We start from the raw sequence: 13,732 nt of genomic DNA, 5'->3' as shown, positions 1-13,732 counted from the left end.
GAATAGAAATGGAAGGCGTAGATCAATTCGAGAGCGACCGACGGACGTTTCTCCATCGGGCAGGAGCAACCGCGATGGTCGTCGGCTTTGCTCCCGCGAGTGGTCCGGCCACCGGTGCGGCCGAGGAAACGAAAGGACCGTTCGAGAACGATCCGTTCACTCTGGGGGTCGCATCGGGTGATCCCCTCCCGGACTCTGTCGTGCTCTGGACGCGCCTTGCCCCGGAACCGCTATCGGAGGACGGGGGGATGCCGGATCGCTCCGTTCCCGTGCAGTGGTGGGTGGCACGCGACGAAGAGATGGACGGCATCGTCAAGACGGGCACGACGAACGCCGATTCGGCGTGGGCCCATTCGGTACACGTCGACGTTGGCGGACTGGCAGCGAACACCGAATACTTCTACCAGTTTACCGTTGGACCGTATCGGAGTCCCGTCGGTCGCACGAAGACGGCTCCAAAAGCGGGGACGGAGATCGATTCACTCACGTTCGCATTTGCCTCGTGTCAGAACTATCCTGCCGGGTATCATACGGCGCACGCAAAGATCGCCCACGACAAACCGGACGTAGCCATTCATCTTGGAGATTACATTTATGAGGGAAAACAAGAAGGATCGCTCGGCCGCGGGCACGAACCACCCAGAGAGATCACATCGAAAGACGACTATCGAATCCGGTACGCCCAGTATAAGACTGATCCGGACCTCCAAGCCGCCCACGCGGCTTGTCCGTGGATCGTGACATGGGACGATCATGAAGTGGAGAACAACTACGCCGACGAGATCTCCCAGAACGAGGATCCACCCGCGGAGTTCCTCGAACGCCGAGCCAACGCCTACCAAGCGTACTTCGAGCACCAACCGCTGCGTCCCACCCGCAAACCGGACGGTCCGGATCTCCCACTATACCGGCGGTTCACGTTCGGGGAGTTGGTCGAGTTCAACGTATTAGATACTCGTCAATACAGAGACGATCAAGTGTACTCCGGCGACGCCGCCGCCGATCCCGATCGAACGTTACTCGGCGACGAACAGGAGTCGTGGCTATTCGAAGGACTAACGGAGTCGAACACTCGCTGGAACGTCCTTGCAAATCAGGTTCCGGTAGCCCCAACCGACGAGAACCCACATCCCGAGAAACGGGAGTTCGGAGGCGGAGACAAGTGGGACGGCTATCGGGCCAGCCGAGAGCGGTTGCTGTCCGTACTAGAACGGGACTCCGTCCGGAATCCGGTCGTGATCACCGGTGATGTTCACCGCAACTACGCGTACGACGTGAAAGCTGACGCCACCGATCCCGACGCCGAGACCGTCGCCACCGAATACGTCGGTACATCGATCTCCTCGTTCGGTGACGGCACCGGGTTGACCGGATACGATTCCGAACTGGGCGAACCGTGGCAGCAGTTCGCTAACGACGACCGGGGCTACGTTCGGTGTACGATCACTCCCGATCAGTGGCGAACCGACTACCGAGTCGTGTCGACCGTTGAAAAGCCGAACGCGTCGGTAGAAACGATCGCGTCGTTCGTGACGGGCGATCGAGAACCGGGCGCGCAACTCGACTCCGAACGACCGCCGCACGAGCCACTAGTAATCACCGAAATTCAGCCAAACTCCCCGGACAGTGACGATCTAGAGGAAGAATACGTCATCCTCCGAAACACGGGCGACACAACGGTCGACTGCTCCGGGTTCCGGCTCGGTTTCGAAGGTTGGGAAAGTCAGTTCTACACGTTCGATGAGTTCACGCTGGACGCTGGACAGACGGTAACCGTCCGGAACGGCACCGGCAAAGACACCGCCTCGACCCGCTACACTGGATTCGACGATCCCGTCTTGAACGACAGTTCACCGGATCTGGTGATCGTTGCCAACGACGACGGGATCGTCCTCGATGAGGCGTCGTATGCGCCGAACCAAGAGCAGAGGGAGACCAATTCGATTTCAGCGAACCAGTAGCTCACCGAAACGGTGACCGCCACGCTCTGGAACGGCTCTACGACAACCTCTCGTCCGTTCTGCGCTCAAACAAAACGGGTGCGGCGTCTCCGATGGAAAGCACCCCGGAACTACCGATCATTCATGTACAGTCAACGCGATGTCAATCCCGACGAGACGGATAGCAACAACATTATGTTATTATAGTTTTCTATATATAAGTAAGAATTCCATTATGGGGGTTCGATGGTTACGCCTCACTACCGTAATTTTCGACTCCAGTAGCCCTGAGATACTCTTCGAGAAGCGTCGGGAACTGGCCCGCCCGAACGTATCGAAGACCGAACTCGTCGGCCCACGAGATGATACCCCGGTCTTCGGTCACGACCCCGGCGTCGAGTTCTCGGGCGAGCACGAGTAGATCGAAATCTTCGCGCGAGTCGAGGACCCCTCGTTGGAGCGCCCGACGATACTTATCCCGCATGTCCGAGAGGATGCGGTCGGCCTCCGTCATGTATTCGCTTCGGTCGGCGTCGCTTGCCAACTCGGTTGGATCGAGTTGCTCAACCTCCCGAATCGCTTCCTCCGAGACGCGAAGGCCACGATTCACGCGGTCGCTCATCTCGTCGATGAACTCATACACGATGTCCGCAGGAATCGTAACACCGTACCGGTCAGGGCTTTTTCTGACGACCCACGTGTCGAGTCGAGAGTGAACTGCATCACTCACCTCTCGATCGCGCAGCATCGTCCCGAGTTCGTCGTGGATGGATGGCGGCATGTAACAGGAAATGTTGAGTTCGAGCCGAGCCGTTGCCACGAGATCGAGTAGATGTAAGATGGTTTCCTGGAGTGAACGTCCTGCCTCGCGTATCTCGTCCGTGATGAACAGGGACGTATCGAGCACGAACCGCTGGCGTGGAAGCGATCCAGCCATACCCATGAATTCGGGGAGCACCCACAAAGCTCTCACTGTCATTCTGTGGTTGATATTCTCTCCCACGCACTTTTCAGGATGCACCACCCAGGTACAGTATGGACGATCGGGAGTGTCTCGACCGATTGGATTCGACAGCGACAGACACGGAGGATCTGTTCGAACATTTCGAGCGACGCACCGCAGCCGGTCGTACGTACCACGCACTCCCGAACGCGCGACACGGCATCGAACGCGGCACCATCGTCATCGAGGACACCGTCGTCCGGGGATACCCGAAGATTCCTCGCATACTCGTGATCGAGGCGGGCGTTCCATCGTTTTTCGAGAACGAACTCGCGGTCGAGGAGAAACTCGATGGAGTGAACGTTCGGATCGCGAACATCGATGAACCCCTTGCATTCACCCGCAGTGGATACGTGTGTCCGTACACGACGGCGCGTGCCAAGGAACTCCTTGCCCCTGCGGACTTCTTCCGTGAGCATCCAAATCGAATGCTCTGTGTCGAACTCGTCGGCCCAGAGACACCATACACGACTCACGACTACGATGAGATCGACTCTCACACGTTCTGTGTGTTCGACATCCGTGACCGCGAGTCCGGTGAACCGCTCCCCGTTCTGGATCGACGTGAACTCTGTTCCGAATATGGATTTCCCCAGCCACGGCTATTCGGCCGGTATCGACCATCGCAAGCGATCGACGGCATCCGTGCGGCCATCGAGATGCTCGATGCAGCAAAACGGGAGGGCGTCGTAATAAAGACGCTAAACGGGGAAAAGATGGCGAAGTACACGACAAAATCCCAACACCACGAGGAACTCGCCTACGCGTTCTCGTTACCGTTCGATCGGGGACGGGACTTCGTCTTCTCGCGCCTCGTCCGAGAGGCGTTTCAGGCCGCCGAATTCGAAGCGGACGACGACCAGCTCCGCAAGCGCGCACACCGACTAGGTGAGGCGATCTTGCTCCCGATGGTCGAAACCATTCGTGATACAGCAAACGGCAGATCCATCGGCGAACAGTTCACTGTCCGTGGCTCGCCCGAGCAGATCGACGCACTGCTCGAACACCTTTACGACCAATCACTGACACTCGAAATCAACGAAATCACTCGTGAGAACGATGAGCAGATCGTCGAATTCGTGAAAGTGGCCGAAGCAACACGAGATCAGATCAAATACTACCTCGAAGAAGGTGTTCATCGGGACTGACCTACAACCGTTTCAGTCGCGGCCGAAACGTCCATGCAGGCTAAGGTATAAGGCCCATACAGTGAGTCATCAAGATACAAGCGGGAACTTCCGCCGTTCACGGCGGGAAGGAACGCGACACGGTGAGAACCAACTGTCGTTCGATTGCCGACCGACTCCCATACCCAAGCACAACCTCTATGCCACGACACCATCAAGGGCGTGGTTGCCCGGTAGCAGAACGGCAAGCAGGCGTCACAACCACACATCTCGACGCCCTCCGTCCGGTACGACAAACGGAGTGTCACGTTCCATGATGACCATGTATCCTCTCCCCGGTGAACGGGCGTATCGACGCCACGCAGGTAGCTCCGGCGTACACGTCCACCCAGTGCTCGAAGTGCGGAACGACGCTGGACGAAAACCACACGACGCAGACACGGTTCTGTTGCCAGAACTGCGGCTACGAGGTCAACGTGGACTACAAGGTGGTCACCAGATTATATCTGGGACAGCCAGAACGCAAACGTTCTGTCGACGTTCACAAGAGCTTCACTCTTGTGAGCCGACCAGAAGCCTCAGGCTTCTGGTGGCGCTGAACGTGAATGGCGGCTACTCGCCTGCCACCCAGTAGGTCGGCCAGAACAGGAGTACACCGACAAGCCCGCTTTAGGGCGAAGAAGGCGACTACAATGCACGCTTGACGGACGCAATCTATAGCGAAACGATCGAAAGGACGCCTTAATGATAATTTCATGACAAATAAAAAGTTCGAAAGTGAGGATAGCGAAACCCGGGAAGCGATCGATCGTGCCGCATCGGGCGCACCCGCCGCCGGATGGGCGATCCGCGATCGTTTTTCGTCAGACGAAATCTTTCAACGGCTGATCGCAAGCGCCGACGAGGAGATCGCGACAGGCAAACAGGAACTCATTTTCAGCGGCTTTGCTGCTGGGTTTGCGATCGTGTTATCGTTCATCGGATACGCGGTAGGCAAGACATACTTCCCACACAACAACTTCCTGAGTGCGATTCTGTATCCGCTGGGATTCATGTACATCATCCTCGGTCGGTATCAGCTGTACACTGAGAACACGCTTCCACCGGTCGTGTTGGTGTTGACTCGACTCGCCAGCGTGCCGTTGCTGATTCGTGTCTGGACAATCGTGCTGATCGGGAACGTTCTCGGAGCCGGACTTGGCTCGTACATTCTCGCCAATACACACGTCCTCTCCCCACAAACGATGGAGGCAGGAGCAATGTTCGCCAAACACGGTCTCGAAACTGCGTGGTGGGACGTGTTTTTCAAATCGCTGTTTGCCGGCTGGCTCGTCGCCGGAGTGGTGTGGCTCGGCAACGCCGCGCGCGATACGATCGCACGCCTGTTGCTCATTTACATCGTCTTTTATACGATCGCCGTGGCCGATCTCTTTCACGTCATCACTGCCGCGTGTGACGTGTTCTATTTCGTGTTCGTCAACGGGAGTGGAGTAAGCATCTTCTATGAGTTCTGGCTACCGGTGTTACTCGGAAACACCGTCGGCGGCGTCTTCCTCGTTGGACTAGTGAACTTCGCCCAGGTCGAACAGCATCCGTATCCAGAGGCCCGAGTGCTCTCTCCACGGGAGTTGTTGTTCAGCTGGAAGGGGGGACAGACGAACACACCGGCCCATTCGACCGATGAGGAGTCAAAACCTATTTCCGAGTAACCCGACGCCACAGCTATCTATCGACGTATGTAACACTTACCCCGGAACAACACCCAAGAACTCACGACCGGTGATCCGTGTATCAAATGGTTAGCTATCGATCGTAGGGAGAAGCGGACCTGCTGGTGGGCCAACGGAACGAATACCGCCGTCCACGTAGTGAACGATGTAGTGTCCCAACCAGTGACTACAGGGTGTTCAGATCGTGTATGCTCCGAGTATTCAAGTGCCTTGTACCCAAACGCGCATGTCGTGGTATGCAATGACACCGCAATGGGATGACGTAAGCTTCGTCCTCGCATCAACGTACCGTGTCGACGTGCTCAACCAACTGGCAGATGGCTCGACGACGCCGTCGCAACTCGCTACCGAGGCTCAGATTCCGATCTCTCACGTTTCGCGGGCGCTGCGTGAGCTTCGAGAGCATTCTCTCGTCGAACTACTCGTACCGGAAGACCGGAAGAAAGGACGCATTTACGGGATTACCGACCAAGGAGCCGACGTGTGGGAGACGATCGAAGCCCAAAATCTCGCATAATCTGTACCTTTGTAGCCGTATCTCGCGCGCTACAGCCCAACACCCACCAGAGGCGATGAGGGAGACGACCAACCGGAAACCGAGAGGACGAACGACAGTCCCTGATAGCCCACAGCGGGTTTTTTAGCTCTTCCTCCAGTGATACTCAGTATGGAGTTGTGGGGTAGCGAGAGCTACTGGCTCGTTCGATTCGCATTTCAACGAGCACTCGCCGTCATCTATCTCGTTGCGTTTCTCGTCGCGCTGAAGCAGTTCCGGCCCCTCGCAGGCGAGGAAGGGCTGTTACCGATCGGAGAGTACGTCGAAAACGCGACGTTCAGGAAGCGACCGAGCCTTTTTTATTTGGTTCCTGACGATCGCGTCATCAGAGCCATCGGAGCGCTCGGAGTCGGGCTTTCGATTTTCGCTCTCCTCGGGGGACCGTACTGGTTGCCCGAACCGTACGCCGTTCCCGCGTCGATGTTCCTCTGGGGTGTGTTGTGGGCTCTGTATCTTTCTTTCGTCAATTCCGGGCAGATCTTTTATGGCTACGGCTGGGAGACGATGCTCCTCGAAACCGGATTTTTAACGATCTTCCTCGGAGCTGGGGCGACCGGACCACCTGTCGTGATCGTTTGGCTGCTCATATGGGTGCTCTTTCGGAACATGTTCGGAGCTGGACTCATCAAGATCCGTGGTGATGAATGTTGGCGGGACCTGACCTGCCTCGATTACCATTACGAAACCCAACCGATGCCGAATCCGACGAGTTGGTTCGTCCACCATCTCCCCGACCGATTCCATCGCGTAGAAGTGTTCGGTAACCACGTCGTCGAGCTGGTGATCCCGTTTGTGCTGTTTGCACCACAGCCGTATCGGTCGTTCGCCGGTGGGGCAACGATCCTGTTTCAACTGTGGCTCATGCTCACTGGCAACTTTTCGTGGCTGAACGCCTTGACGGCAGTCCAAGGCGTAGCGACGTTCAGCGACGGCGTGCTCGCGTCGATCCTGCCTGTTGGGAGTCCAACGAGTAGCTCTCCACCGTTCTTTCTCGAAGCGGGAGCACTACTCGTAGCCGTGCTGGTCGTCATCTTGAGCGTGCAACCGGTTCGGAACATGCTTTCCTCGAAACAGGTGATGAATACCTCGTTCGATCCCCTCCATCTCGTCAACACCTACGGCGCGTTCGGTTCGATCACGAAAACGCGGTATCAGCTCGTGATCGAAGGAACCCAAGCACGAAACCCCGACGAGGACGACTGGACGGCCTATGAATTCAAAGGACAGCCGGTCCGAACGGATCGGCGACCCCCCCAATGGGCGCCGTACCACCTGCGGTTGGACTGGCAACTGTGGTTCGCCGCGATGCGGTCCCGGCCCGGACCTCGACAGCGCTGGCTCCTCACGCTCCTCGGAAAGCTCCTCGAAAACGACGACGCAACGCTCTCGTTGTTTAGAGGCGATCCGTTTCCGAATGACCCGCCGAGATTGGTGCGTATACACCGGTATCGCTACCGGTTTACGACACCCGAAGAACGCTCTGAAACCGGACAGTGGTGGCAGCGGGAATACGTTGGATCGTACGTCGATCCTATATCAGAGGCAGAACTTAGAATTTGACTGTCACATATCCGAAATCGGACCCATACCTACAAGAGGGATGGACCGCCAATAGCTCCTAACGGTGATATTTGGATGGGTAATCCGTTCGTTGAAGATTTAAATGACATATTCCGTGGCGTTCGTGTTCGAGTAAAGACCTCATCGCACACCTACGAGGGGTGGGGAGGACGTTGGAACTACAGTGATCAGGCGTTTCTCGTTTACGACGCCGAACGCGAGGACGGGGAACGTGTCGGTGCGGTCACGATCACCGCTCCGGAAGCCGTCGAGCGACTCGATCCGCTCCCGCCGATCACGGAGGTCCGGACCGACACCGTTGCTCCATCACCGTACAGTGTTCGTCGAACAGACGACACGGACCACCAACAGTTCGTGAAGCTCACCCGTGAACGCGGCCACCTTCTGACGTATCCAACCGTTCGTCCCGTCGACGCATCCGATCACGCCTACGAAATCGTCGCTGGGCATCGGCGGTTTCACGCCGCCCGGAAGGCGGGGCTTGAGACGATCGGGGTACGAATCGTAGAACTCGACGACTGGGAAGCGGTCACGTGGTTCGTCGACGAACACATCCCGGTCGAAGGGGGAGACGAACAGGATATGTACTCTCAACAGGATATCGACCGGGCGATATCGCGGCTCCGAGAGGAGTGGCCGGACGATCGACTCCGCGAGCTGACACCACTGATTCCGTATCTTCGAGAAACGCTCGCAGCCACCCGGCGGGAGGCGATCCGACACGGACACGTCACCACCGGGTGAACGTGATCGAAACCGATCTGGAGTTCGTGGCCGACACAGACCACAATCAGTTATCATTCTAACCACACCATATCTGATCTATCAGAACATCTAAAAAGGATACACGATTCGATTCACACAGCTACCAATGACAGAGCCAGACTCGTTTACGGTTACTCCACTCGGTGGTGCCCAGGAGGTCGGTCGGTCGTGTTATCACGTTGCAGTCGGTGATCGAACGTTTCTCATCGACTGCGGGCTACGGCAATCGACGCCGACCACGTTCCCTGATTTCGAGGCGCTCTCGGGACCGATCGACGCCGTGTTTCTCACACACGCGCACATCGATCACATCGGCGGGTTACCCGCTCTCGAACACGAGGGACACCTCGCTGACGATGCTCCGATCATCTGTACCCAACCGACCGCGACGTTGGCGAACACCCTGCTTTTGGACTCGCTCGAGATCCACAGGGCGAACTGTGACCGGGACGGACGGTCCCAGCGATTCGGAAAACAGGATGTCGAAGCTGTTTTGGATCGGTTCGACACCCGCAAGTACGGAACCGGGGTGTTCCACAGCGTTCAGTACCAGTTTGGCAGCGCCGGTCATCTGCTTGGAAGCGCATGGCTCGCACTCGAACACGACCGCCGCCGGGTGGTGTTTTCGGGCGATCTCGGTGGTCGGTCGGGCCACCTTCGCGAGATCGATACGCCCCCAGCAGCAGACGTACTATTTCTCGAAAGCACCTACGGGAACCGAGACACGCACCCTTCGTTCACTGACGCACAAACGACGCTCTGGGAAGAGATCTGTGCGGCAGTCAAGCGCGATCTACCGGTGCTGTTGCCGACGTTCGCCGTCGGACGCGCTCAGGAGCTGCTCCAGTTGTTCACCCAGCGAATCCGCTCCCAGCAGGCCCCATCGGAGATACTCGACAAAATGGAGATCGTCTACGATGGCATGATCGAGGATTCGATGCAGATCTACCACGCCTTCGTACGCAACGAGTGGCTGGCCGACAATGTCGTCACCTACAAGACCGATCACAACGACAGCAAACCGTTCCTGCCGGAACAGGCGTGGACACCCTCTCAAGTTGCCGAACGCGAGCGGCTCATCACCGACGCCGCGAACGGAGAGACAGTGCCGATAATCGTCGCTCCCTCGGGGATGTTCACCGGCGGCTGGTCGCCGTGGTATCTCTGGCAACTGACCGAGCACTGTGAGATGGCTCGCGTCTTCATCACGGGGTTCCAAGCCGCTTACACGCCCGGACGAGCGTTGCTCGAAGCCGACGAACCAACAGTGGAAGTCGAAATCACTGGACTCATGGATCCCGATCAAGCTGACGAACGCATGAGCCACGGATATGGAATTCACCGCAAATCGATCAGCGTCCCTCGCAACTGGGTTGGCAGAATTGACGGTTTCAGCGCCCATGCCGCCCGACAAGGGCTGTTACACTTCGCCCGAGAAGTCGATCCTGCGAGCATTCATCTCATCCACGGCGAACCGGAGACGGTCAAAACCTTCCGGAACTACCTGCAAGAGAACACCACTGCGATGGTGTCAGCAGCGACAAAGGGCGTCTCAGTGCCCATCGACTGGGCGACGACCAAAAGCGGTCTCACACCGACTGACACGAACGGATCGGACGAATCGCAATCCTCGGAGCCAGCAGCTGACGCTACTGTCCAGAGACTTCTCGACTCGGAAAAATTTCCCCAGATCACGAACGAGAGCGATGCGTTCACTGACGAACAGGAAGCGCGCATCCGCGAGATCGTCCGCGCGGAACTCGTCCGACTCGCACTCGGAAGCTCCGAGTGACACAAGCCTCACTCGGAGTTCTCGTCGGGATCCGAACGACCGAACGTCCTCGAAGATCGATACAGGTTCACGCCCAGCCCCGCGATGAACGCGAGAAGCCCGGTGAGTGCGATCCAAACGAGATTGGGATGCTCCAATCCCAGATGCAGTACAGCAACCATAGTACGGACTGTACGACCAACATCCATATGCCAGTTTCGATGCTCAAGTCGTTGACGGATAGAGTGAACCGGCCGATGCTGGAATAAAAATACATTGATAGTTTTTGGTAGTGATACACTATCAGGCAAAAAGAGGCGTCGATAGGCCCGGTTACACCACTGTTACTAGCAGACACCAATGATAGCTAACTGATTTATCTCCGGAAGTAGTACGAATCGATACGATGCAACCGACTTCGGAGACACGAGAAGACGACGTCGAGCACGACGAAACGTTCGAACGAGCCATCACAGCACTTCGGACGCGCCGCTCGGGGCATAATTTCGCGCCCGACGCCGATATCGACGATGCGACCCTCGAAGAGATTATAGAGGATGCGACGCTTGCGCCATCTTCGTACAATCTCCAACCGTGGGAGTTCGTCGTCGTCCAAGACGAGGAGCGTCTGGATACGGTCGTCGAACTCGCGTTCGGACAAGAGCACATTCGGGACGCTGGTACGGCCGTGCTGGTCGCTGGACACACCACACCAAAGACGGCCGATCGCGTGTTCGATGAGTGGACCGAATCCGGACGGATGGACAAGGAGACGGCCGCCCAAACCAAAGAGCAGACCGTCGAGATGTACGCCGACGAACGGATGGGGCGGGATTATGCGATCCGGAACGCCTCGCTTGCCGCCGAAAACCTCCTGTTGTCCGCCCACGCACGTGGACTCGCCGCAACGCCGATGATCGGCTTCGACGCCGAAGGAATCGCTGAATTCCTCGGATTGCCCGATGACACGGTCCCAGTCGTGTTGATCGCCCTCGGTCCGAGCGGCGGCGAGGAACCCGATCAGCTTCCCCGTCGCAGTGTCGACGAAGTGCTTCACAGAGAGGAGTACTGAAGCCGCTTCTAGCGCGATCAATTGTTAACAACTCGTTTCTGATCGTCGACACGGCACGTTCAGCGAACGGTGTCGGCCCGATCGGAAACGTCTTTTACTACGTTGACTATTCGTAATATCGCTATTTTAGTTAATCATATATTTATATAGATGCACTCTAAACCGGGTGCATGGCACGATACACCGGTTTACGGAGCAGTCCGATCAGCCGACGGTATTTACTCCGAGGAATAGGCGCCGCTAGTGTGGTCGGACTGGCCGGCTGTCTCGGAGGCGATAACGATGACAACGGCGGGGACGACAGCACCAACAAGCTGGAGCAACTGGAAGAGCCGAACGTCGACTTCGCCAATGTACAGAAAGGCGGAACTCTACGAATCGGGACCACGACGAACGTCGAATCGTTCGACCCACCGTACAGCACCGACGCACAGTCGACCCAAGCACAGGAGTTCGTCTTCGAGCAGCTCCTCACCACCGATCGACAGGGAAATCTCTACCCGTGGCTGGCGAAAAGTTACGATCAACGGGAGATCCAAGAGATCGACCGGACCGCCTATACGGAGTACATGACGACCGTCGGAACCACCGACGAGGGCGCACCCGACACCGACGCACAGATAATCGTCCAACATCCAGAGGACGATCCGGCCGAGAGCGACGAGGTGCGGGTGCTCACTCCCGATGAAGCTGCCAATGCTGTTGAGGACGGCGTCTATGGAATGCAGTTCCGGTATCAGCTCAGGCAGGGCGTCCAGTTTCACAACGGTGAGGAGTTAACCGCCGAGAACGTGGTTCGCACCGCCGAGCGCTACGAGAACTCCGACATGTCCGCGCAAACGTTCGACTCGCTGTTACACGCCCGCGCTGTCGATGAGCACACGGTCGATCTGTTCGCACAAGTCCCCGACGCCGAAGCAGAACGGGAACTGCCGGGGTTGTACATCCACGCGACCGAGCAGGCCGATCTCGACGGGGGGGCGCTCGATCCTCGACAGGGTAACACGCCGATCGGCACCGGAGCGTACACGCTCGATACGTTCGAGGACGGACAGTACTACGAGCTTTCGAAATTCGGGAACTACTGGGTCGAGGACAAAGGCGTCGACTCGATCGACTGGTTCGATGGGCCATCGGAGTTTCCGGACGGACCGGTGATCGATAAGCTCGAAGTCGAGATCATTCCGGAGCCCGCCAGCCGCTCGGCCGCGCTCCAAAACGACGAGATCGATGTCACCTCCGGGCTGGCATCGAACACGCTCGATGAGTTCCATAACGACGACAACTACCGCGTAGCCGCAGTCGAAGGCGGTTCGTACGATTACATCCAGTATCCGGTCAACGTCGAGCCGTGGAACGACGAGCGGTTCCGGCGGGCCGTCAACCATCTCGTGCCACGAGAGAGCACCGTGAACAACGTTTTGAACGGGTGGGGACGGCCAGCGTGGACATCGATCCCGAAACTGGCTGAGAAAAACGGAACGGCCGACATCGAAGCACTAGAGGAGGAGGTCCGCCCGTCCAATGAATACGACACCGAGAAGGCAGCCGAGTTGCTGGATGAGGTCGGTAACGATCTCGGCGTCGAGTACCCCATCGAGATCCAAATGGAGGTCAACACGAACAGCGAAGATCGGGTCAAGATGGTCGAGTTGATCGCCGAATCGATGGAGCAATCGGAGTACTTCGAAGTATCGATCGAATCCTACGAATGGAACACCTACACCGCCCGAGTGATCAATCCTGACTACCAGAACAAGGGTTTGCTCCCGGCCATCGGGCTGTCGGGAACGTTCAATCCTGAAAGCTTCTGTGAAGCGCTACATCACAGCAACAACGTCGGACAGTGCTGTAACATGAACGGGATCGACGATCCCGAACTGGACCAGATGATAAACGACGCCCGGTACGATCCCAAGGTCGTCAAAGATCCCTCGGTGCGAGCCAAGCGCTACGACGAAATCTGGTCGTATCTCGCGGAGAAACGCTACAGTTCTATCACCCACTTCAGCATCACGTCGGCCGTGATGAACACGGACGTCACTGGATTCAAAGCGGATCCGTTCGACGAGTTCCTCTACTCGTTCGCGCTGTACGCCCCCGAGGAATCACAGGCGATCTGGGTTGAGAAGTCAGACTGATGACCCTGCGCTCGATTCACTCGATCGAACCACCACGTTTACAATG

Annotated in this window: 12 protein-coding genes; 10 read left to right on the top strand and 2 right to left on the bottom strand. The window is 57.3% G+C overall.

Annotated features, from left to right (window positions below; translation table 11 throughout):
• Positions 1–8 precede the first annotated feature (8 nt).
• Positions 9–1,961, top strand: coding sequence for an alkaline phosphatase D family protein (locus MW046_RS13200; RefSeq protein ID WP_247995053.1), 1,953 nt, complete (start codon positions 9–11; stop codon positions 1,959–1,961).
• 229 nt (positions 1,962–2,190) lie between these two features.
• On the opposite strand, the gene MW046_RS13195 is transcribed toward MW046_RS13200, so the two are convergent.
• On the bottom strand, positions 2,191–2,877 hold the full coding sequence (locus MW046_RS13195; RefSeq protein ID WP_247995052.1) for an RNA ligase partner protein: 687 nt from the start codon (positions 2,875–2,877) through the stop codon (positions 2,191–2,193).
• A 98-nt stretch (positions 2,878–2,975) separates the two neighbouring features.
• On the opposite strand from MW046_RS13195, the gene MW046_RS13190 reads away from it, so the two are divergent.
• The 7 genes from MW046_RS13190 (at position 2,976) to MW046_RS13160 (ending at position 10,494) form a co-directional block, all read left to right on the top strand.
• Positions 2,976–4,091 (top strand): RNA ligase, encoded by a 1,116-nt coding sequence (locus MW046_RS13190; protein ID WP_247995051.1) that lies wholly within the window; start codon positions 2,976–2,978, stop codon positions 4,089–4,091.
• A 317-nt stretch (positions 4,092–4,408) separates the two neighbouring features.
• Complete coding sequence (locus MW046_RS13185; protein WP_247995050.1) at positions 4,409–4,669, top strand: zinc ribbon domain-containing protein; 261 nt, start codon at positions 4,409–4,411, stop codon at positions 4,667–4,669.
• Between the two features lie 156 nt (positions 4,670–4,825).
• On the top strand, positions 4,826–5,779 hold the full coding sequence (locus tag MW046_RS13180) for a formate/nitrite transporter family protein (RefSeq protein ID WP_247995049.1): 954 nt from the start codon (positions 4,826–4,828) through the stop codon (positions 5,777–5,779).
• A 262-nt stretch (positions 5,780–6,041) separates the two neighbouring features.
• Complete coding sequence (locus MW046_RS13175) at positions 6,042–6,317, top strand: winged helix-turn-helix domain-containing protein (protein WP_247995048.1); 276 nt, start codon at positions 6,042–6,044, stop codon at positions 6,315–6,317.
• A 156-nt stretch (positions 6,318–6,473) separates the two neighbouring features.
• On the top strand, positions 6,474–7,916 hold the full coding sequence (locus tag MW046_RS13170) for a lipase maturation factor family protein (RefSeq protein WP_247995221.1): 1,443 nt from the start codon (positions 6,474–6,476) through the stop codon (positions 7,914–7,916).
• A gap of 75 nt (positions 7,917–7,991) precedes the next feature.
• Positions 7,992–8,681 carry a ParB/RepB/Spo0J family partition protein gene (locus MW046_RS13165; RefSeq protein ID WP_247995047.1) on the top strand — a complete coding sequence of 230 codons (690 nt, stop codon included), beginning with the start codon at positions 7,992–7,994 and terminating at the stop codon, positions 8,679–8,681.
• Positions 8,682–8,808: 127 nt separating this feature from the next.
• Positions 8,809–10,494, top strand: coding sequence for an MBL fold metallo-hydrolase (locus tag MW046_RS13160; RefSeq protein WP_247995046.1), 1,686 nt, complete (start codon positions 8,809–8,811; stop codon positions 10,492–10,494).
• Between the two features lie 8 nt (positions 10,495–10,502).
• On the opposite strand, the gene MW046_RS13155 is transcribed toward MW046_RS13160, so the two are convergent.
• A complete protein-coding gene (locus MW046_RS13155) occupies positions 10,503–10,655 on the bottom strand; it encodes a hypothetical protein (RefSeq protein WP_247995045.1) in 153 nt (50 codons plus the stop codon).
• Positions 10,656–10,879: 224 nt separating this feature from the next.
• Here MW046_RS13155 and MW046_RS13150 point away from each other — a divergent pair, with 224 nt between their 5' ends.
• Positions 10,880–11,545, top strand: coding sequence for a nitroreductase family protein (locus MW046_RS13150; protein ID WP_247995044.1), 666 nt, complete (start codon positions 10,880–10,882; stop codon positions 11,543–11,545).
• Between the two features lie 170 nt (positions 11,546–11,715).
• The gene (locus MW046_RS13145; RefSeq protein ID WP_247995043.1) at positions 11,716–13,686 is read left to right on the top strand and encodes an ABC transporter substrate-binding protein; all 1,971 of its coding nucleotides are present in this window, start codon (positions 11,716–11,718) and stop codon (positions 13,684–13,686) included.
• Positions 13,687–13,732: the final 46 nt, after the last annotated feature.

This window comes from Halocatena salina, assembly GCF_023115355.1.
GTDB classification, from domain to species: domain Archaea; phylum Halobacteriota; class Halobacteria; order Halobacteriales; family Haloarculaceae; genus Halocatena; species Halocatena salina.
This window is presented reverse-complemented; position numbering and strand designations above follow the sequence as displayed.

Bases quoted from the DNA above. Each gene is read 5' to 3' on its own strand.
- MW046_RS13180 (WP_247995049.1), top strand. From the start codon at position 4,826: ATGACAAATAAAAAGTTCGAAAGTGAGGATAGCGAAACCCGGGAAGCG.
- MW046_RS13190 (WP_247995051.1), top strand. From the start codon at position 2,976: ATGGACGATCGGGAGTGTCTCGACCGATTGGATTCGACAGCGACAGAC.
- MW046_RS13200 (WP_247995053.1), top strand. From the start codon at position 9: ATGGAAGGCGTAGATCAATTCGAGAGCGACCGACGGACGTTTCTCCAT.
- MW046_RS13145 (WP_247995043.1), top strand. From the start codon at position 11,716: ATGGCACGATACACCGGTTTACGGAGCAGTCCGATCAGCCGACGGTAT.
- MW046_RS13165 (WP_247995047.1), top strand. From the start codon at position 7,992: ATGGGTAATCCGTTCGTTGAAGATTTAAATGACATATTCCGTGGCGTT.
- MW046_RS13150 (WP_247995044.1), top strand. From the start codon at position 10,880: ATGCAACCGACTTCGGAGACACGAGAAGACGACGTCGAGCACGACGAA.
- MW046_RS13155 (WP_247995045.1), bottom strand. From the start codon at position 10,655: ATGGTTGCTGTACTGCATCTGGGATTGGAGCATCCCAATCTCGTTTGG.
- MW046_RS13175 (WP_247995048.1), top strand. From the start codon at position 6,042: ATGACACCGCAATGGGATGACGTAAGCTTCGTCCTCGCATCAACGTAC.
- MW046_RS13160 (WP_247995046.1), top strand. From the start codon at position 8,809: ATGACAGAGCCAGACTCGTTTACGGTTACTCCACTCGGTGGTGCCCAG.
- MW046_RS13195 (WP_247995052.1), bottom strand. From the start codon at position 2,877: ATGGCTGGATCGCTTCCACGCCAGCGGTTCGTGCTCGATACGTCCCTG.